The organism is Candidatus Gracilibacteria bacterium, assembly GCA_028687475.1.
In the GTDB taxonomy this organism is placed as follows: domain Bacteria; phylum Patescibacteriota; class Gracilibacteria; order BD1-5; family UBA2023; genus STC-74.
This window is the reverse complement of record JAQUAB010000004.1, coordinates 45,913-65,457: the sequence shown is the minus strand read 5'-3', so window position 1 is coordinate 65,457 and position 19,545 is coordinate 45,913. Positions and strand designations below refer to the sequence as shown.

16 protein-coding genes and 2 tRNA genes are annotated in these 19,545 nt (G+C 40.7%); 11 read left to right on the top strand and 7 right to left on the bottom strand.

Going from position 1 to position 19,545, the window contains the following annotated elements:
* Positions 1 to 60: 60 nt before the first annotated feature.
* Together PHY14_04470 and PHY14_04465 are read left to right on the top strand one after the other, a co-directional pair.
* Complete coding sequence (locus tag PHY14_04470; GenBank protein MDD2694154.1) at positions 61 to 1,185, top strand: S1 RNA-binding domain-containing protein; 1,125 nt, start codon at positions 61 to 63, stop codon at positions 1,183 to 1,185.
* Positions 1,186 to 1,298: 113 nt separating this feature from the next.
* Positions 1,299 to 1,374, top strand: a tRNA-Arg gene (locus PHY14_04465).
* A gap of 73 nt (positions 1,375 to 1,447) precedes the next feature.
* Here PHY14_04465 and PHY14_04460 read toward each other — a convergent pair.
* Entirely contained in the window at positions 1,448 to 1,570 is a 123-nt protein-coding gene (locus PHY14_04460) for a hypothetical protein (GenBank protein ID MDD2694153.1), read from the bottom strand.
* A gap of 24 nt (positions 1,571 to 1,594) precedes the next feature.
* Between PHY14_04460 and PHY14_04455 the strand changes: the two genes are divergently transcribed.
* Positions 1,595 to 1,678, top strand: a tRNA-Leu gene (locus PHY14_04455).
* A 53-nt stretch (positions 1,679 to 1,731) separates the two neighbouring features.
* On the opposite strand, the gene PHY14_04450 is transcribed toward PHY14_04455, so the two are convergent.
* Entirely contained in the window at positions 1,732 to 2,796 is a 1,065-nt protein-coding gene (locus PHY14_04450) for a GGDEF domain-containing protein (GenBank protein MDD2694152.1), read from the bottom strand.
* Between the two features lie 287 nt (positions 2,797 to 3,083).
* Here PHY14_04450 and era point away from each other — a divergent pair, with 287 nt between their 5' ends.
* Both era and PHY14_04440 read left to right on the top strand, forming a co-directional pair.
* Entirely contained in the window at positions 3,084 to 3,968 is an 885-nt protein-coding gene (era, locus tag PHY14_04445) for a GTPase Era (GenBank protein ID MDD2694151.1), read from the top strand.
* A 605-nt stretch (positions 3,969 to 4,573) separates the two neighbouring features.
* Positions 4,574 to 5,194, top strand: a complete 621-nt coding sequence (locus tag PHY14_04440; protein ID MDD2694150.1) for a class I SAM-dependent methyltransferase — start codon at positions 4,574 to 4,576, stop codon at positions 5,192 to 5,194.
* Positions 5,195 to 5,224: 30 nt separating this feature from the next.
* Here the strand turns inward: PHY14_04440 and PHY14_04435 are convergent, their stop codons facing one another.
* From PHY14_04435 to PHY14_04420, 4 genes are all read right to left on the bottom strand, one after another.
* The gene (locus PHY14_04435) at positions 5,225 to 5,788 is read right to left on the bottom strand and encodes an elongation factor P (GenBank protein ID MDD2694149.1); all 564 of its coding nucleotides are present in this window, start codon (positions 5,786 to 5,788) and stop codon (positions 5,225 to 5,227) included.
* An 87-nt stretch (positions 5,789 to 5,875) separates the two neighbouring features.
* Complete coding sequence (locus PHY14_04430) at positions 5,876 to 7,810, bottom strand: DUF87 domain-containing protein (GenBank protein ID MDD2694148.1); 1,935 nt, start codon at positions 7,808 to 7,810, stop codon at positions 5,876 to 5,878.
* 12 nt (positions 7,811 to 7,822) lie between these two features.
* Positions 7,823 to 9,061, bottom strand: coding sequence for a PP2C family protein-serine/threonine phosphatase (locus PHY14_04425; protein ID MDD2694147.1), 1,239 nt, complete (start codon positions 9,059 to 9,061; stop codon positions 7,823 to 7,825).
* A gap of 8 nt (positions 9,062 to 9,069) precedes the next feature.
* Positions 9,070 to 12,057, bottom strand: a complete 2,988-nt coding sequence (locus PHY14_04420) for a type IV secretory system conjugative DNA transfer family protein (GenBank protein ID MDD2694146.1) — start codon at positions 12,055 to 12,057, stop codon at positions 9,070 to 9,072.
* A 168-nt stretch (positions 12,058 to 12,225) separates the two neighbouring features.
* Here PHY14_04420 and PHY14_04415 point away from each other — a divergent pair, with 168 nt between their 5' ends.
* The 6 genes from PHY14_04415 to PHY14_04390 all read left to right on the top strand — a co-directional run bounded on the left by PHY14_04415 (position 12,226) and on the right by PHY14_04390 (position 16,693).
* Entirely contained in the window at positions 12,226 to 13,737 is a 1,512-nt protein-coding gene (locus PHY14_04415) for a YifB family Mg chelatase-like AAA ATPase (protein MDD2694145.1), read from the top strand.
* 11 nt (positions 13,738 to 13,748) lie between these two features.
* Positions 13,749 to 14,312 (top strand): hypothetical protein, encoded by a 564-nt coding sequence (locus tag PHY14_04410; GenBank protein MDD2694144.1) that lies wholly within the window; start codon positions 13,749 to 13,751, stop codon positions 14,310 to 14,312.
* Positions 14,282 to 14,812: a PH domain-containing protein gene (locus PHY14_04405; GenBank protein ID MDD2694143.1), complete on the top strand. Its 531-nt coding sequence runs from the start codon at positions 14,282 to 14,284 to the stop codon at positions 14,810 to 14,812. Before PHY14_04410 ends, PHY14_04405 begins: the two co-directional genes overlap by 31 nt.
* A gap of 92 nt (positions 14,813 to 14,904) precedes the next feature.
* A complete protein-coding gene (locus PHY14_04400) occupies positions 14,905 to 15,819 on the top strand; it encodes an FAD-dependent oxidoreductase (protein MDD2694142.1) in 915 nt (304 codons plus the stop codon).
* Positions 15,820 to 15,861: 42 nt separating this feature from the next.
* The gene (locus PHY14_04395) at positions 15,862 to 16,164 is read left to right on the top strand and encodes a hypothetical protein (GenBank protein MDD2694141.1); all 303 of its coding nucleotides are present in this window, start codon (positions 15,862 to 15,864) and stop codon (positions 16,162 to 16,164) included.
* Positions 16,165 to 16,315: 151 nt separating this feature from the next.
* Positions 16,316 to 16,693, top strand: a complete 378-nt coding sequence (locus tag PHY14_04390) for a hypothetical protein (GenBank protein ID MDD2694140.1) — start codon at positions 16,316 to 16,318, stop codon at positions 16,691 to 16,693.
* Between the two features lie 4 nt (positions 16,694 to 16,697).
* Here PHY14_04390 and uvrA read toward each other — a convergent pair whose 3' ends face one another.
* A complete protein-coding gene (gene uvrA / locus PHY14_04385; GenBank protein ID MDD2694139.1) occupies positions 16,698 to 19,544 on the bottom strand; it encodes an excinuclease ABC subunit UvrA in 2,847 nt (948 codons plus the stop codon).
* Between the last annotated feature and the right edge of the window lies 1 nt (position 19,545).

The window sequence follows — 19,545 nt, the reverse complement described above, 5'->3', positions numbered from 1 at the left end:
CCTAAATTTAGTCTCAATCTTTTATCTTTTAACTTTTATCTTTTAACTTTTTTAATTCTTATGTCAGATTTCTCTAAAGATCTCCAGACAGCCACTCCAGTACACTCATTCAATGTTGGTGAGATTGTTGCAGGTAGTGTAGTTGTTGCGAATCAAAAGATGATTCTCGTCGATCTCGACGGACAATTCACTGGTATCATTACTGGTTCTCATATGCACTCTTCTACAGAAGATACATCTGATATCCAACCTGGTACTCGTATCGAGTCTATCATCATTGGTGATGATGCTCACTCTGGTCTTATTCACCTTTCTCTCCGTAAGGCAAGCCAGGCAAAACTTATCGAAAAACTTCATACGAATTTCGATACAAAAGAAATTATTACTGTTATTCCGAACGAAGCAAACAAGGGAGGTCTTCTTATTGATCTCGATGGAATCAAGGGATTTATCCCAGTTTCTCAGCTCACTCCAAGCCACTATCCACGTGTCGAAGGAGCAAACCCAGAAAAGATTCTTGAGCACCTCAACAAGCTCGTTGGAAAGCCATTCCAGGTTCGTGTTATCAATGTTGACCAGAACGGAAAGAAGATCATCTTCTCTGAGAAGGCAGCCATCGAAGAACAGCGCGCAGCAGCAATGCAGACAATCAAGATTGGTGACATCGTCGAAGGACATGTTTCTGGTATCCTTACTTACGGTCTCTTCGTGACATTCAATGGTATCGAAGGTCTCGTACACGTATCAGAAATCGACTGGGGACATGTGAACAATCCACACAAGCACGCCCGTATCGGTGACAAGGTAACCGTTCAGGTTATTGGTATCGAAGGAGAAAAGATTTCTCTCTCTATCAAGCGCCTCAAGCCAAATCCATGGCAAGTTCTCGCTGATAAGTACCAAGTTGGTGATATCATCGAAGCTCCAATCCTTCGTCTTTCTCAGTTCGGAATCTTCCTTGAACTCGACGGTGCTATTTCTGGACTTATTCACCTCTCTGAGATTACTCCTGAGATGATGAAGGGTCTCGAAGAAAAGGTTCATGTTGGTGAGATGATGAAGGCTCGTATTATTACTTTCGATCCAATCGCAAAGCGTATCGGTCTCTCTCTCAAGGCACTTGATCCAAACTACGTACCTCCAGCAGAAGTTCCAGAAGTTCCAGCAGAAGCGCTCGAAGCGTAATCAGAATAAAAAAAGAAATCCTCCAGAAATGGAGGATTTTTATTTTCTAAAAATAAATTTGCCTTTTTTTTCATCTTCCCTATAATCCGCAGGCATTCCAAATAGGGAAACATGCACCCATAGCTCAATTGGAAGAGTAGCGGTCTTCGAAGCCGTTGGTTGTAGGTTCGAACCCTACTGGGTGCACCAGTAGTAACATTCAAAATCAAGGATTAAAAATTCAAAATTGCGCCTCACAATCTTGAATCTTACATTTTGAATCTTACATCATTTCAAGCCCAGGTGGTGGAATGGTAGATGTGCGACCTTCACGAAGTGATGGGAGCCATACTCCCGAGAACGAGTCCATGTAATGGACGACATTCGAGAGGAGTACACGTACCATAAGCCTCTAGGTCAAAAGATAAATGCCCAGGTGGTGGAATGGTAGACACGTACGTTTGAGGTGCGTATGCCTTCGGGTGTGTGGGTTCAAGTCCCATCTTGGGCACCAGAAAAAATCAATCTCTCATTATTCATTTAGTGAGAGATTTTTTGTGACCAAAATTACTTATTGTCACGTAATGCTCTATTTCCTTCAATATGCACTCCTGCTTTTTCCTTCAATAATTCATCGTGGGCAGCTACATTCCAAGAAAGAATCTGATTACGACCAGTATTTTTTGCTCCGTAAAGAGCGGCATCAGCCTTCTGAAGCAATTCTCCTTGTTTCTTATTCACAGTAATCTCTCCTTGTACAATATCACTCGTATCACTCGTTCCTCAACTTACAGTAAGTGTGGTGGGGCAATTCTTATCTTTCCTCCATGTGATATATTCTTTGGCAACATATGCCTGAAATTCACTCAGTCGCATTTCTAGTTGTGACTTATCTTCTCATGGAATTATGACGAGAAATTCTTCTCCGCCAAATCTACCAACCGTTGCCTGTGGTAATTTCTCGAAGAAACCTCTGAGAGATTTTCATAAAAATCGCAATACCTCATCTCCAACCTTATGTCCATATGTATCATTTACACTCTTAAAATGATCAATATCGATAATACCAACAGAAAAACTATCACCTGCTCGTAAGAGTCATCGGAAAGATTTATTTAAGCTTCTTCGGTTTGCTAATCCTGTCAATTGATCAATATGAGCAATATCTGAGAGATGATTTTTGTCAAGTATACCACGAAAGCGCATTAATTGCTGTTCAATAACTCCGATAGCAAGCCCCAAACTAGGATGCCATGATATTGGGGCATCAATATATCATATGATTGTCTCTATTTTTCTTTTATTCACCACTTCTGAAAGTGTGATAGGTAATAATGTCTCATTATTTTCAAATCATGATTCCATCTTGAGAGTTGCACGAATACTTTCATCTCACCGACTTGCTTCATAATATCCTCGAATCAACCGCGAGACAATGTAGGCGACAGGATTGGCCTTTCGGGAAGGAACTGTGAGACCAATATGATACACTATTTTTCTATCACATCATTTCGAAAGCTCCTCTGGTAATACTCTAAAAAGTGAAGTAAAAATCTCATATGCCAGTTCCCTGAATGATAAATAATCATTCGCTGCATCCATAATCGCAATATCTTCGTTAAATTGACCCATAATCTTAATTAACAAATTTATCACCACAGATTGAACACGACAAACCTTGTCACACCCTTGTATTACATCAACAGAACGAGACTGTATTTGAATAGTTTCCAGCATTTTCGTGTTTGTTCTTTAGATAAGAAGAGTTTATTTTATATACTAAAAATTCTTTGTCAATGTAATTTTGACATTTTATCCAGTTTCTTATTTTTTGCACTTTCCTCGATTCTCACTATACTCTCGTTCACATAAAAACTACGAAAAATAAGAGTTATAGTTCGAAAAATTAACCAAAATTCATGCCAAAAGTCTGATATGTCGCCATCATCGGCCGACCCAATGCTGGAAAATCCACCCTCATCAATGCGCTCATCGGAGAAAAAGTCAGTGCTATTTCTCATCGCCCGCAAACAACTCAACGAACCATTCCTGGGATTTTCACCGACGAAGAGAAATGAATCCAAATTATTTTTCTCGACACTCCGGGAATCCACCACCACGGAGGTGAACAATATGGCAGCCAGAAAGCTTATGAGATCAACGAGCGCATCAATTCTGAAGCTTTTTCGTCTCTCCGTGATGCGGACGTCATCGTGCGACTTCTCGACCCGACTCGCCCCTACGGTGATGAGGATATCCGCATCGACACGCTTCTCGAAAAGATTCCCCAACCCGTTCTTCGCATCGAAACCAAACAAGATATGGATACGAAGAGTTATCCACAAAAATGAGTCGACCTTCGCATTGATTCCGTCGCACGAACAGGATTCGAGGAACTGACACAGAAAATAGCGGAAATGCTTCCTGAAGGGCCATTTCTCTATGATGCCGACTATTACACTGTCCAGACAATGGATCTTCGTATTTCAGAGATTATTCGTGAACAACTCTTCCAGGAATTGGGCGACGAGATCCCTTATGCTTGCTATGTCGATATTGAGCAAATAGAAAATGAGGATCCGACGCTCATGAAAGTCCAAGCCTATATCAATGTAGAAGCCGATTCTCAGAAAGTCATCGTCATCGGAAAATGAGGGAAAAAGATACAAAATATTGGAACCAAGTCCCGACTCATCCTCGAAGATATTTTCGGAAAAAAGATATTCCTCGCACTGCGCGTGAAAGTCGATAAAAACTGGAGAAAGAATTCGAAAGTTCTGGAAAGATTATTTCCTAAGAAATAGGTATGGAAAGAGAGCTTGTATTTGCATCCATAAGCACCATATTCTATCTTGCTTGAATTTTCCCGTACTGGAAGGACGTGTTTCGTGGAAGAACCATTCCACACCCATTTTCCTCATTTATTTGGCTTATATTGGTAGGATTCAACTCGTATGTTCTCTTTATAGAAAGTGAATATCTTGCCTTTATTCCATGATTTATCACCTGCTTTTTTCTCATACTCGGAACTATCTTCGGTTTACGCCTATTTCGAAGGATACGTATTAATTGGTTTGATTATTTCTGTCTTACTCTCTCGATTGTATTTCTTGCCTACTATTTCTGATTCCGAGATGTTACCAATGCGGTGATTTTATCAGCTATCATTGATTTTCTAGCTTTCCTCCCAACTTTTAAGAAGTGATGGCTTCAGCCTTGGACGGAAACCATTCTCCTTTATCTATTTGCATCCGTGAGTAATATATTTGCTCTTTTGGCTCTTGGAAATCCTACTTTTGAAACAACCCTTTTTTGGCTGTATCTTGTCATTGCAAATTTTATCTACTTCCTTATGGTCTTCTTCCGCCGCTGGTATCTGAAGGGCTGGAAGAGCATTTTTGAATAATCTATGTCTTACGATAATTTCGCTACCACATTCTCGAACAGCCGAAGAAATCATCCCTGGCCAGAACTCGACTACATCATCGAAGACATGAGAAAACAGGGATTTTCTTCTGTGCTCGACATTGGCTGTGGAAATGGAAGATTCTTGGAAGAAATTCAAAATTCTGGATTCAAAATTCAAAATTATTTTGGAATCGATAGTTCGAAATGAATGATTGCCGAGGCACAGAAACTCCATCCAAATCATCAATTCGAGGTCTGTCCGATGGAATCTCTCACGAACTACGAACTACGAACTACGAACTACGAATGCATACTTTTTCTTGCATCATTTCATCATCTCGAAGACCGAGATATGCGCATCAAAACTCTAAAACAAGCAAAAGAACTCCTCGCACCCAATGGAAGAATCTATATGACCAACTGGAATCTCCTCAACCAAGAACGCTACGCGAAAAATCATCGATGAAACGGCGATTTCGATATCAAAATCGGAGAATTCATGCGATACTATCATGGATTCACTGTAGAGGAACTTGCAGAATTATTTGAGGAAGCACGATTGGAAGTGGTTGAGAATAGAATATTCGAGAGTAGGAGAAATACGCTCTCCATCATCAAATAAAAAAACCTCCAATTGGAGGTTTTTTAGAGACTATTTTGCGCGTTCGAGATATTCACCAGTTTCAGTATTGATAACGATTGACTCATCTTGGTTAATGAATCCTGGAACACGAAGTTCGAGTCCAGTTTCGAGCTTCACGAGCTTGTCCACTTTTCCATCAGCAGTATTACCTGCTACAGATGGATCAGCTTCAACTACCTGAAGTGTGACACGAAGTGGGAGAACGATACCGATGAACTTCCCTTCGAAAGTCTGGAGATCTACTACAAGACCTTCTTTGAGATATACTGCAGCATCACCCACATCATCCGCATGGAGATCGACTGTCTCGTATGTATCCTGATTCATGAAAGAAAAATCATCACCTGATTGGTAGAGAAATTCTGCCTTTGCACGTTCGAGAACAACATCCTCAAGCTTTTCTTCAGAGTCCATTACCTTATCCTGAGTATTTCCGATGATGAGATTCTTGAGACGCATTGCAACGTTGGTTGCTCCACGACCACCACGACGCATTTCGTGCTTTACTACGAGAAAAAGTCCACCATCAATTCGAAGTACAGTACCTGTACGAGCCTTAAGAGCTGTAATCATAAAAGAAATTTTAGAAATTAAATACGGAAAAATACCGATTTGACGGCGGTATTCTAAAGAAAAAGGTGAAAAAGGCAAACGAAAAGGTTAGACGTTTGGTTTCGTAGTAATAATTTTCTCTTCGAAGTAGGATGAGAGAATCTGAATACCCACATGTTCCCCTCCAGCAAAGAAGAGTCCAGTACCAACAGAAGCATTCAGAAGAATGTACTTCTCCTGTTCTGTCAGTTTGAATATATCCTGAAGGACATCGATAGAAGCAGGTGATTGCTTCAGGAGAAGTTGGATCGATGAGTTCGTCACAATCGCTTTTCCGTATTGATTCGTCATGAAATCCTCAACATCCTGAGTAATCGTCGTCACTCCAAGTCCATATTTTCGGGCGCGCTTCACGAGACCGAAGAGGAATTTTGCACTATCCTCATACTGCATGATATTCCATGCTTCATCCACAACGAGGAGGCGTTTTTTCTCACTCGAACGCACTACATTCCAGACATAGTTCAGGAGAATATACATGGCAATCGGGCGAAGTATCTCATCCAGATCACGTACTGAGAATACTACCAGTCCTTCCTTCAGATCCACATTCGTGAGCTGAGAAAATACGCCAGAGAAAATACCATTCACATATTTATCCAAGCGTTCGACGAGTCAGCGTGCACCATCCATCGTCTCGAGCACTGAGAGAAGATCCTTCATGAGAGGAATTTCTTTCCCTTCGATATTATCATCTTCCATCGTAATTCCCTTCAGCGAATACGTTGTGATAAGCGCTTTTTCGAGCAATGCTTCTTCCATCGGAGTAATCACTCCGAGCATGAGATGCAAAAGCCCCAGCATATTCACGACTGCACCACGAAGAAGATCTCCAGGATGAGCATCTGTATCCTTCAATGCTCGTGGAAGATCGAATGGATTGATACGTTCATCGGAATTCAGGTTGATATTCAGATATGTTCCACCAACCGTATCTACGAGAGCACGGTACTCATTCTCAGGATCAAGAACGATAACATCTGTTCCAAGCATGAGTGCACGAAGAATCTCCAGCTTTACAGCGAACGATTTTCCTCAACCGGATTTTGCGAAGACACACATATTCGCATTCTCAGTCTGGAATCGATCGAAAATAATGAGAGAATTATTGTGTGTATTGATTCCATAGAAAATCCCATCATCTTGCGAAAGCGAATTCGAACTGAATGGAAATGTCGTAGAAAGACCTTTTGTAGAAATATTTCTATATACATTCACTTCGTCACGAGCAAATGGTCCTGTCGCGATAAATCCTTGTTCAGCACGGAGATACGCTTGTTTCGTGAGGATATTGCGTCCTGAGAGCATCACATCGAGTGTATTCGACAGTTTTTTCATCTCATCTTCACTTTCCGCATACGTTGTGATATAGAGCGAAAGATGGAAATATTTCTCCTGACCACGAGTGAGTGAAACCTGAAGCTCCTCTACATCTTGAATCTGGGCATCGAGGTGTGGATCTCCGATAAGCCCCTTCTCACGATTGATGGCATATTGAGAACGTAGCTGTGTGAGACGTTTGCGCAAGAAACGCATCACACGATCACTATCGACAGGATAGACAAACATCGACACGTCGAATTTCACATCCCAGTTGATGAGAGGCGAAAGCCAATTCCCTTCGAGTACATCGGGATAAGCATACGTAAAAATCGTACGCACATACGTATCTCCGATTTGGAGCTTGGTTGCGTCGATACGCATCATAGCAGGAGCAATCATATCCTTCACATATGCAAGTGCTTCCTTGTATTCTCGTTCTGTTTCCTTGAGTTCAAGTGCTTCTTCTTTTGTGAGTTTCTTATCTGGATCAGAAAAATTGATAATTGGTTTGTTGGGAATTTTATCAACTATCGAAGCTACTTCGACATCTTCGACAACCGCTTCTTTTGGCAATACAAAAGAATCCTGAGGAGATTCGAGTCATTCGACATCTCCTGTATAATTTTTCTCGACAAGTTCTGTAAGTGTAGGAACGGGCATAAAAAGAAAGTATTAACTATTTTGTGGGGTGGAAACTCCATTTTGCTCATTGGTTTTTTGATTGATTGGTTGTCACCAATTCCATTCAGTGATGAGACTCCGATCAATGTCTCGAGGAATATCACTGAGGGTCACTCATTTCGCATCGGTTCCGAGAAATCGTGCTACAAAAAGCGTGATATCATCATATTGTTTATGTCGATACCCCATAAATGCGGAAAGATCAATCGTAATCTGGCGAAAAATATTTTCCGCTGTTTTTACCTGAACATCCATAATTGATTTGACAATACGATCAATACCGAAAAGCATTCCATTTTGTTCAGAATGAAGACGCGCCTCCGTAATACCATCAGTATAGAGAATAATAATATCATTCTTGTCGAAGAGAATTTGTTGTTCTTTGAGAATCTTGGAAGAATCGCGCACCATACCGAGTGCCACTCATCCAGACTTGATTTTATATACTTTTTGTTCGGTAGCTTTGTAGACGAGAAGATGTTCATGTCCAGCACCAGTATAGTAGAGTTTTTTTTCTGTCTCATTCCAGCGAAGCATGATACAGGTCATCATCATATTCTGCTTGATACGAGGCTTCAAGATACGATTTGTTTCGGCGAGAATACGAGCACCGTTTGTTTCTTCCGTAGCAAATGCGGAAATCAGAGCATTCACCATCATCATGACAAAACCACTCGGAACACCATGTCCAGTGACATCACCAACATAGATATAATAATTATTATCTATTCCTGTAATAATATCGAGACTATCTCATCCCACTTCCGAAGCTGGAGTAGTAGCAAGTGCGACTTCTAGCGACGGAATTGTTGTTTCCTCATTGGCGATCACATGGCGCTGAATCTCACTCGCAATTTCCACTTCGGAACGAAGTTTTCTTCCATCACGAAGTTCTTGTTTGAATATCTTCAGAATCTGGAGGCTCTTCACGAAAAATTCAATCACATGATTCATTCCCTTACTCCATGCATTGGCTGTAACACTTGGTTCTTCTTCTGTTCCTGTCATGAATCGTGCAATACTCTGATTCAACCGTTGCACAGGTCCGATATATCCGAAGTACACAATTCCATACAAAATGGGAAGTTGAAGTATGATAAATATAATGGACCATGAAGGAAAGTATTGGATAATATCTTTCGAAAAGCTGCTTCCAGATAATCCCATCAAAAAGATGGTATCAAGACCAACAAGAAGAAGAACGATAATGGGAAGAATTTTGTGAAGCATAAGAAGAATTAGGAGCTGCTACTATCAGGAGAAGATGACGAATTATCTGGTTCATCCCGAATTATACCCATTCGGGCTTCGATTTCCATATCGACATATTCTTTTTTTCGACCATACATCTTGCGAGAATATTCTTTGATGATTTTTGAGACTTCAGGATTTTTGTATGTATTATCCCAAATAGTCTTAAGATCGAACGGTCGAGTCGATGCATTGTCGATATTGAGTTTGCAATACGTCGTGAAGTTCGCAATACCGATAATATCCTGTTGCGAGAGGAGTGGTGCATACTCTTTTTCGAGATATTCAGCATCTTCTGCCCCCACCTTGAATGACATAATTGTACCTGCATTTCCGAATACTGCATCTTTGATAGATGGCTTCCCTCCTCCTTTTCCATATTTATCTCCCGAGCCACCAATCTGTGCGATGAATTGGTGTGCCATGATGAGCGCGAGTCGATATTTTCGAGCTTCAGAAAGGATTTCTCCGAATGTGTCTGTGGCGAAATTCTGGAATTCATCCACATAGAGATAAAAATCCTTACGTTGATCTTCTGGCATATCGGCACGACTCATCGCTGCCATATTGATTTTCGATACCATGATCAGACCTAGAAGTTGTGCATTGAGATCTCCGATTCGTCACTTCGAGAGATTCACCATGAGTACTTTTTGTTCATCCATCACTTGGCGAAGATTGAAGGCAGATTTTGTCTGACCGATGATATTACGCATCGTCGTATTCGTGATGAATGGTCCGAATTTTGCTGAGAAAAATGGAATCATCTCTTGTTTTTCTCGATCTCCGGTCTGAGCATATTCATGTTCCCAAAAGGATTTCACCATCACATTCTTGATTTTCGAAGTCTTGTACTTCATGAATGCTTCATCCGTGAAAAGTCGTGGAACATCAATCAGCGTTCCTCATTCGTCTTCATCATCCATGAGTGTGAGACATCCATTACGGAAATAATGCTGAATGCGTGGCCCGAAAATCTCATCACCATACATCTTGATGAAAATAGAAGTTGCATCCAGCGCAGCACGGTCTTTTTCGATACCACGAAGAGCTGGATCGGTTGCAATAATATCGAGCATATTGAGTCCCATTGGACGTTCGTAATCTGCTGGATCAAAAACAATCATGTCTTTTGCACGTTCTTTTGGTGTAAAAGCGACAACATCTTCAACGAGATCACCATGTGGATCAATCACACAGAGCCCATCACCATTCCAGAGATCCTGACGCGCGAGATAACCGATAAATACCGACTTACCTCAACCGGATTTACCGATAATATATTGGTGTCGTCCTCGATCTTTTTTCATGAAATAGATCGGTGTCTTATTGTTGCGATATTCATTCCATCCCATCAGAACTCCATCCTTGTAGAGTGGAAATCCTTGCATCTTTCGATGTTCATCAATCTGAATTGGCGTTTTCCCCGCATCAATCGGCTTTCCGATATTTTCACCATCTTTGTAGACACTTACTTTCATGCCTCCGACAAGCTCCAGATCTTTATTTTCATCACGATAGAGATTTTTATTTTTATCCACACGGAGAAGCGAACCATCATCCGTATAGATATTCCCATCTTTATCCCGTTTATAATCCTTCAGAATCAATGGTTCTTTCGGAAATTTCAGATTCGCTGGAGGAGCCAGCATCTTGTATTCGAGCCACGAAATAATCGGTGACTTGTTGTAGTTGATATCTGGAAAATGAAACATAGTCGACATCTCATCACAAGAAAATCGACTCACGCTCTGAAGTACACCGAGCAATCTATACTGATACGCGAAATAACGAATTGGTGTAAAGAAAAAACGAAGTGGATCTTCCATCATCTGTGGATTGTCGAGCTGATTATTATACTCGTCAGTGAAGACATTGGTTGCAGCCACAAGACTCGAAAGCGCATTCTTTGCTGATGCGCTCGTATCAGACGCGACTAGAATCCGAATAGAACATTCAAAACCAGGCTGGCCCGCACTTTCCCCCACCATTTTCTGTGATTCTGTTTCTGCTTGATTGAATATCTTATAAGCATCACCGCTCGATGCTCATGGCGCCATAGATGATGGATCTGCTTCATTTTTGATAAACCGGTACAGAAGCCAAGAAATTGGAGCAAGAATTCCTTTGATAATCGTCATAAAAAGTCCTGATTTTATTCATTTTTTATACTCTCATTTTGCAAGCAATCAGGCTGCTTTTTTTGCTTTTCGATTCCAACGATGTCCCAGAGGTTTCACGACAAACTGTATACTAGCGATATCCGTTTTCTTGAGTGAACCAAAATTGTTCGTAAATGTCGAAAGTGGATCATCTTCGAAATATTTATATGTCTTAATCGGGAAAACGTCATCTGTATTTTTGCCTACTGTCGCGGCCTGAAGTGTGAAACCAAGTGGTTTAATTTCTGGAAAATCCTTCTTATTGATGAGTTTGACTTCCGCATCCGGATAATTCGAAGTGATTTGCTGAATCACAAGCGCAACGTGTTCTCTGTAGCCAATAACATAGAAATGTACCATACCATCGTGATACATAATCTCTAGGGAAATTTTGGCATGGCGAAAAATCACATTCATCACCGTATCCCAAGCGCTCGATTGCGTGAGATTATGTACACTCTTGTAGAAGACGGACATGATTCCCACTTTTTCTTTGAAATCTTTTTTTGTTTCTTTTTCTTTGTCGAGTTTGGAATCAGCACGAGGAAGAGTAACTTTGAGATAGACAAGTCGATTCGCCATGAGCACTTCATATGTCATGCGCATCACCTTGATCAGAAACCATACAATCAAAACAAAAAGAAGAAAGTTCCAAACGATGGATAAAAAACTTCCAAAAGAAGTGGAAAAATCGGAAAAAAATCCTGAAGATTCTTTTTCTGATGCTGTTGCTGGACGAGTTACAATAGCAAAAGAAGACTCTATTTTCAAGAGAAAAAGAATACAACCAAGAATTATGGAATACAAACGCATATGTTTCTGTTTTATATTGGGAAGTTTCACCTTTGTATAGTACCAAAAAAGGAGAACATCACCAAATATTCGGACATATTTTCACTTTACAACAAGAGAAAATATGGAAAACCTTTGTTTTTTCAAAATTCATGACTAGGATAAATATATATTTTCAATATTTTTGTTATGCAAAAACTCTTTTCTGCATCCATTTATGGAATTCATGGAAATCTGATCGAAGTAGAGGTCGATGTAGTGATGGGCATTGGACAATTCACCATCGTATGACTCGGTGATACCGCTATTCAGGAGAGTCGGGAACGCGTGAGAAGCGCTATCAAAAATGCTGGATATAGTTTCCCGGGTGGAAGTCGCATCACCGTCAATCTTGCACCAGCAGATATCAAGAAAAAATGACCCATCTACGATCTTCCGATTGCTCTCGGAATTCTCGGGAAAGAATGTGAGTTTGATGATACAATTATAAAAACTTCCCTTTTTCTCGGGGAACTCGCGCTCGATGGAAATGTGAGAAGTATTCAGTGAGCTCTCCCAGCGACAATACTCGCACGCGAGATGGGAATGAAGCGAATATTTCTCCCGATAGCAAATATCGAAGAGGCTTCTGTTATTCCGGATATTGATGTCATCGGGATTTCTACACTCGATGAAGCGGTCAAGATGCTCTCCTGAGAGCAAGAGATTGTACCTCGTCCGAAGCTCGATATCAATGAGGCTCCACGAACCCATATGGTTGTCGATTTTGTGTCGATCCATGGACAAGAACAAGCGAAACGAGCGCTTCTCATTGCTGCTGCTGGTGGACACAATATCCTGATGCAATGACCTCCTGGATCAGGGAAAACCATGCTCGCCAAAGCGCTTGCAGGAATCCTTCCTTCTATGGATACGGAGGAGCAGATTGAGTTGTCAAAGATATATTCTGTTGCTGGACTTCTCTCGAAAGATATGCCACTTGTGACTGAGCGTCCATTCCGAATCATTCACCATACTGCGAGTGAAGCATCTATCATTGGTGGTGGAAGAGATTCAAGACCAGGAGAAATTTCTCTTGCACATAAGTGAGTTCTTTTTCTCGATGAATTCCTCGAGTTCGACAAACATATTCTCGAGACACTTCGCCAACCACTCGAAGATGGCGAAATAACGATCAACCGTGTCAATATGAGTTGTCGTTATCCTTCCCGTTTTTCGCTTGTGGGAGCGATGAATCCTTGTCCATGTGGTTATATGGGTGATCCTGAGAAAGAATGTATCTGTTCGTCTCACACTATAGAACGCTATCGTTCTCGTCTATCATGACCGATTCTGGATCGTGTCGATATATTCATCCAGGTTCCTCGCATAAAGGTCGGCGAACTCGAGAGAAAATCTGAGAATCAGACCACCGAAGAACTCAGAAAAATAGTCGAACACGCTCGCAGTATTCAGAAAGAACGATTCTCAGGAACAAAGCTCCATAGAAATGCGGAAATGTCGAACGTCGACATAGAGAAGTACTGATCTATAAAAGAAGAGGCGAAGAAGATCGCCATATCATCGACAGAAAAATTGCATCTTTCGACACGTGTTTTCTATCGAATTCTTCGCGTTGCCCGTACTATAGCTGATATAGAGTGATCATCTTATGTCGAAGTTCCACATATTCTTGAAGCGCTCTCATATCGAGGCAATTAATTCTATTTCTTATGCGTGTCCTCTATATCAATCCCCTTCGATCTAATATTGAATGTTTTTTTCTGGAATGAGACAGACTTCTAGATTCTTTTTCTATTCCGAAATGAGATGACTTCTCGACTTTTCCTGATACAATTATGACTTTTATGGAAGCTCATAATATTGATGAATTTTGGGTAATACTGTGACCTTGAGCATTTACCCGAATGCGGATTATCACCCTCACGCTCTCATCACTCATTCTCAGTCGATGAATTATTGTGAAATGATGTCATTTTTTCCAACTCATTGAGAAAAATATTCCTATTATTCAAGCAAATAATGAAGAATATATAATTCGAAACGACCAGTGAAATTCTCAGCACGTACCACGAAAGAATCTTCCACCAGGAATATATGAAGGCTATGGAAGCCAAAATGATTTTACAGACAAGAAAGTTTTGATAGAATATGCGGAAGATTGGGAAAAGCTTGGGAAAATCTTTTCACACCTTTCTCCTACAAAGACGCTTATACCTTTTTATCTCAAGGAACCTCATATCACATGCTCAACAAAGAACACGTCTCGCTCCTAAGAGAAAACGAACATATTCTCCTCACGCTTCATCGACACTGGATTATTCTGATTTTTCACTTTTTATATTTTGTGGCACTTTTTGCATCATCAGCCATTTTATTGAACTATCAAACCCCTATCATTGATCTTTTCGGAAGTGGATTGTATTGGTGAGGAATTTCTCTCTATTGGATTGTTTTTCTGACTTTTATTCTACTGGATTGGATAAACGATGAACTGGATATTTTTATTATCACAGATTCTCGGGTTATTGGCATTGATCAGATTTCCGCACTTGCGCGTTCTGTGAGCGAATGTTCTCTCGATCGAGTCCAAGAAGTCAACGCACATACAGCTGGCATATTTCAGACAATATTTGGTTTCGGAGAAGTCCATATTCATACAGCCAGCGAGACTTCCAATATGGTCATCAAATATGCTCCAGATCCAATTGAGAGCGCTCGACGAATCAATAATGTAATCCAAGAATATCGAAAATCGCACGAAACCCGTGTTTAGATAAGTTCTGTTTTAAAGCTATTTATTTGCATTTTTCGAGAAATTTATATAATGAGACAAATTCTCATTACTAACCTATTTTCATTTCTTTTATGTACGACGTTATCATCATCGGTGCTGGTTCTGCTGGGCTCCCTGCAGGTATGTACGCCAGCCGATACAAGCTCTCCAATCTCATAATTGGTGAGATGCCAGGCGGCGCGCTCGCCACGTCTCATTGTGTCGAAAATTATCCTGGAACGCTATCTGCTCCAGGTGGCGAAATCATGAAGAATTTCCGTCAACATGCCGAAAGTGCAGGGTCAGAACTGCTCCAAGATCGTGTCGAAGAAGTGTCGAAGATTGGCGAAGATATGTTCGCGGTTACGACTATGACAGGAAAAACATTCGAGGCTCGTCGTATCATCCTCGCCACAGGAAATGAGTACAAAATGCTCGGAGTTCCTGGAGAAAAAGAATTCTACGGACAAGGGGTATCCTATTGTGCTACGTGCGATGGGAATTTCTATAAATGACTCACAGTCGCTGTCGTCGGAGCTGGAAATACTGCTATCACTGAAGCTCTCTATCTTGCTGAGATCGCGAAGGAAGTTCATATTCTCGTTCGATCCGACAAAATTCGTGCAGAAAATATTTGGGTCGAGAAAGCAAAAGCAAAAAGCAACATCACCATACATATGAATACCCAAGCCAAGGAAGTCATCGGAGGTATGATGGGTGTCACAGGACTCAAGTTACAGGATGACTCTATCCTCCCACTCGATGGAGTATTTGTCGCCATTGGATCGACACCATTCACGAGGATTGTCGACAATCTCTCTCCTGAAAAAGATACGGATGGCACTCTCATCGTCGACAAGCGCCAAGAGACAACAGTGAAGTGACTCTATGCAGCAGGAGATGTGACAACCAACTCCAATAAATTTCGACAAACAATTATGAGTGCTGCGGAAGGATGTCTGGCAGCCAATAGCGTGCATGAGGATATACTCATGTTGGGGCATTAGTATCTGATTGATAACGCTTTCTTTTAGTTTTTATTTAAATTTATGAATAAAACTCGTACTGACCTTGAAAAGACGTTGAAAGAAATAAGCCTTATGCTCAATGATAAAAGTACTACATTTGAAGAAAAGGAAAGACTTGAAAAAATGGCAGCAGAAATATCATGAACGCTTATGAAAAATTGGTTGCCAAACTGAAGAATTCAATTAGGGATGATGGGAATTATTGTTCTTATTATTCTTTACGGAATGATAAATATTTCAGGCAATTTTTTATTCCTTTGAATTATACTCATTCTATTCTCTCCAAGGATGGTTTGAGAAATCATATCAATCATCAGACGATAGTAATCAATAATTCTAGCATTTTAAACTCTATAAATCCTCAACTCTGAGGATTTTTCTTGCACCCTCGCCCTATTCGCCTATAATTACACCACCTATTTCTTAACCCATACACATCCGAAAACAAAAAGTTTACTCTATAATTTTTACTCTTATGGAAACTTCTGTTGTTTTGGCTCAATTTTGGGGATGGTTCCTTATCGTCACGACCGCCCTATTCCTCATCCGAGGAAAAGCATTTCTCATGGAAATGTTCACTCTTGCGGAAAATAGAGTGTTTGTTATGTTAGCAGGATTCTTGGCTCTCATGTTCGGACTCATCTCCGTAATCCTCCACAATGTGTGGACGATGAACTGAGAAGGAGCGGTGACACTCTTTGGTTGGATGGCGATATTCAAGTGACTGACACTCATTGGCTGTCCATCTGGAACGAACAAGATGGTGCGAAGTATGAAGCGTAGCATCTTTGCTATTCAGTTTGTCCTACTCTTGTGACTTGTTATCGGAATCTGGCTCGTCTGGGCAGTCTAGACGACTACTTCTTTTGTTTCATATACTTCTTGAGCGCTCTCGCTGTATACGACTCCTCGACATCGAGGAGTTTTTCACGTGGTCAAGCAAATACGAGATTTCCTCATCGATCTCATCATTCTGGACCGATGTCGATAATCGCATCAGCATTAGCGATAATATCGAGATTATGTTCGATAACAATGACACTATTCCCTTTTCCTACGAGTTTGTCGAGAATGTCGAGCAATTTCTGAACATCAGAAAAATGGAGTCCGGTCGTTGGCTCATCGAGAATATAGAGTGTCTTTCCTGTCGATCTTTTGGCAAGATCGAATGCGAGCTTGATACGCTGCGCTTCTCATCCTGAAAGTGTTGGTGCTGACTGTCAGAGTTTGATATATCCGAGTCCAACATCTTGAAGTACATCAAGTACTCGAGCAATACGAGGAAATGCTACGAAAAATCAAACTGCTTCGTCAATAGTCATATCCAGGACTTCAGCAATATTTTTCCCCTTGAACTTCACATCCAGAGTCTCTGCATTGTATCGTGTTCCACTACAAGTCTCACATTCTACATACACATCAGGGAGAAAATGCATCTCAATTTTTTTCACTCCGGAACCTTCACACACATCACAACGCCCTCATTTTGTATTGAACGAAAACCGTCCTGGACCATATCCACGCTTCTGAGCATCATGAGAAGCAGCGAATACTTCACGGATATAGGTAAATACACCCGTATAAGTGGCGATATTGGAATGCGGAGTTTTTCCGATAGGGGATTGGTCGATAATAATTGCCTTGTCGATATTTTCGAGTCCTTCTATAGATCGATGTTTCCCGATCGTAACAGCACTTCCATGAAAATGTTCCATGATTTTGTTCGACAATATATCGACAATAAGCGATGATTTCCCAGAACCAGAAACTCCTGTCACCACTGTGAGACACTGAAGAGGAATACGAACATTGATATTCTTGAGGTTATTTTCTTCTGCACCAAGAATAGAAATAAACTCAGAAGGTTTTTTGTTTACAAAATGCTGTCGAAGAATATGCTTTTTTCATGCGAGGTATTGCCCTGTTTCAGAATTTTTATCAGACAAAATCTCAGAATATGTGCCAGAAAAAATGACTTCCCCACCATGGACTCAAGCATGCGGACCAATATCGATGATATAATCGCTTTCTTGCATGATATCTTCATCATGTTCGACAACAATAACACTATTTCCAATACGTGCCAATCGCTTGAGATTCTTGATAAGCATCTCATTGTCTCGCGGATGTAGTCCGATGGAAGGCTCATCGAGAACATAAATAATGCCTTCCAAGCGAGTTCCTATCTGTGTTGCGAGACGAATACGCTGAGACTCTCCACCAGAAAGTGTGTTGGCACGACGTGCGAGTGTCACATAATCCAGTCAAACACCAGAGAGAAATTCCAATCGTTCTGTGATATTTTTCAGTATTCCTTCGACAATCTGCTTTTCCTCTTTGGTAAAAGAAAGAGTATCAAAAAATGTTCGTGATTGTTCGACAGAAAGTGAGGTAAGTTCGCCAATATTTTTTCCTCATACCAATACCGAAAGATATTCTTTCTTGAGTCGAAAACCACCACAAGTTCGACAAATTTGCTCTGTAGCAAACTGAGAGATTCGTTTGAAAAATGCATCATTGGCAAGATCTGATTCTCGATAGCGACGTTCTAGATTCGGAATAAGTCACTCGTATTTTGATTTATGAGTCCGCTCTTCATCTATTTTCGACACATAGGAAAGCTCAAATGTTCATGGAACACCATAGAGAATTTTTTCACGATCTTTTTTGGAGAGATCTCCATACATCGCATGAATATCAATATTATGTTTTTCGCAGACTGCTTCAAGTACAGCGATATAGTATGGATGCGCTGACCACGGAAGAAGTGCTCCTTCTGCGAGTGAAAGCCGAGGATTCACAATATCTTCTTCTCGAAAAGTCGTATAGCTTCCAAGTCCATGACAATCTGGACAGGCTCCATGATGTGAATTGAAAGAAAAATTCGAAATCGACAAATTTTCGACAGAAAAATTACAAATAGGACATGATGCCTGTTCAAAAAAATCAATCCGTTCTTTTTTATCCAGACTATAAAGACTCATTCTTCCTTCTCCCTTCTGGAAAGCAAGACTCACAGAATCCTTGAATCGAGTGTCGAAGAATGGCTTTTCTTCCTCTTCTGTTTTTACGACAAGCCTATCAATCACTATATAACCACTATCAATATACTTCTCGTCTGCAAATGTATCAGCCACAGAATAGATAATATCTCCGATCTGAAACCTCACAAATCCTATATCAGCTACATACTTCGACACTTCTGAAAGGGTAGAAAATTCCCTATGTGAATCAATAGGAATACAGATATGAATCTTTTCACCTTCGACATACTTCGACAGAGTATCGACAACGTCTCGAAGGGTATGTTTTTTGAGAAGAATATGTGGATGATTCGGACAATATGATTTCCCTATCGTCGTATAGAGAAGACGGTAATAATCATATATTTCGGTAATTGTCCCGACGGTGGAACGTGGATTGTTCGACACGGTTTTTTGATTGATGGCGATCGTTGGCGAGAGTCCACGAATCTCATCTACACGCGTCTCATTGGATCATTCTGAAACAATCATACGAGCATAAGTCGACAGGCTTTCTAGGTATCTTTTTTGTCACTCCGCGTACAGAGTATCGAAGGCAAGTGAAGATTTTCCAGATCCAGAAACTCCCGTCATGACGACAAGAGAATTCTTCGGAATCGTCACACTGACATTCTTCAGATTATGTGTACGTGCACCAATAATTTCGATATTTTCAGACATA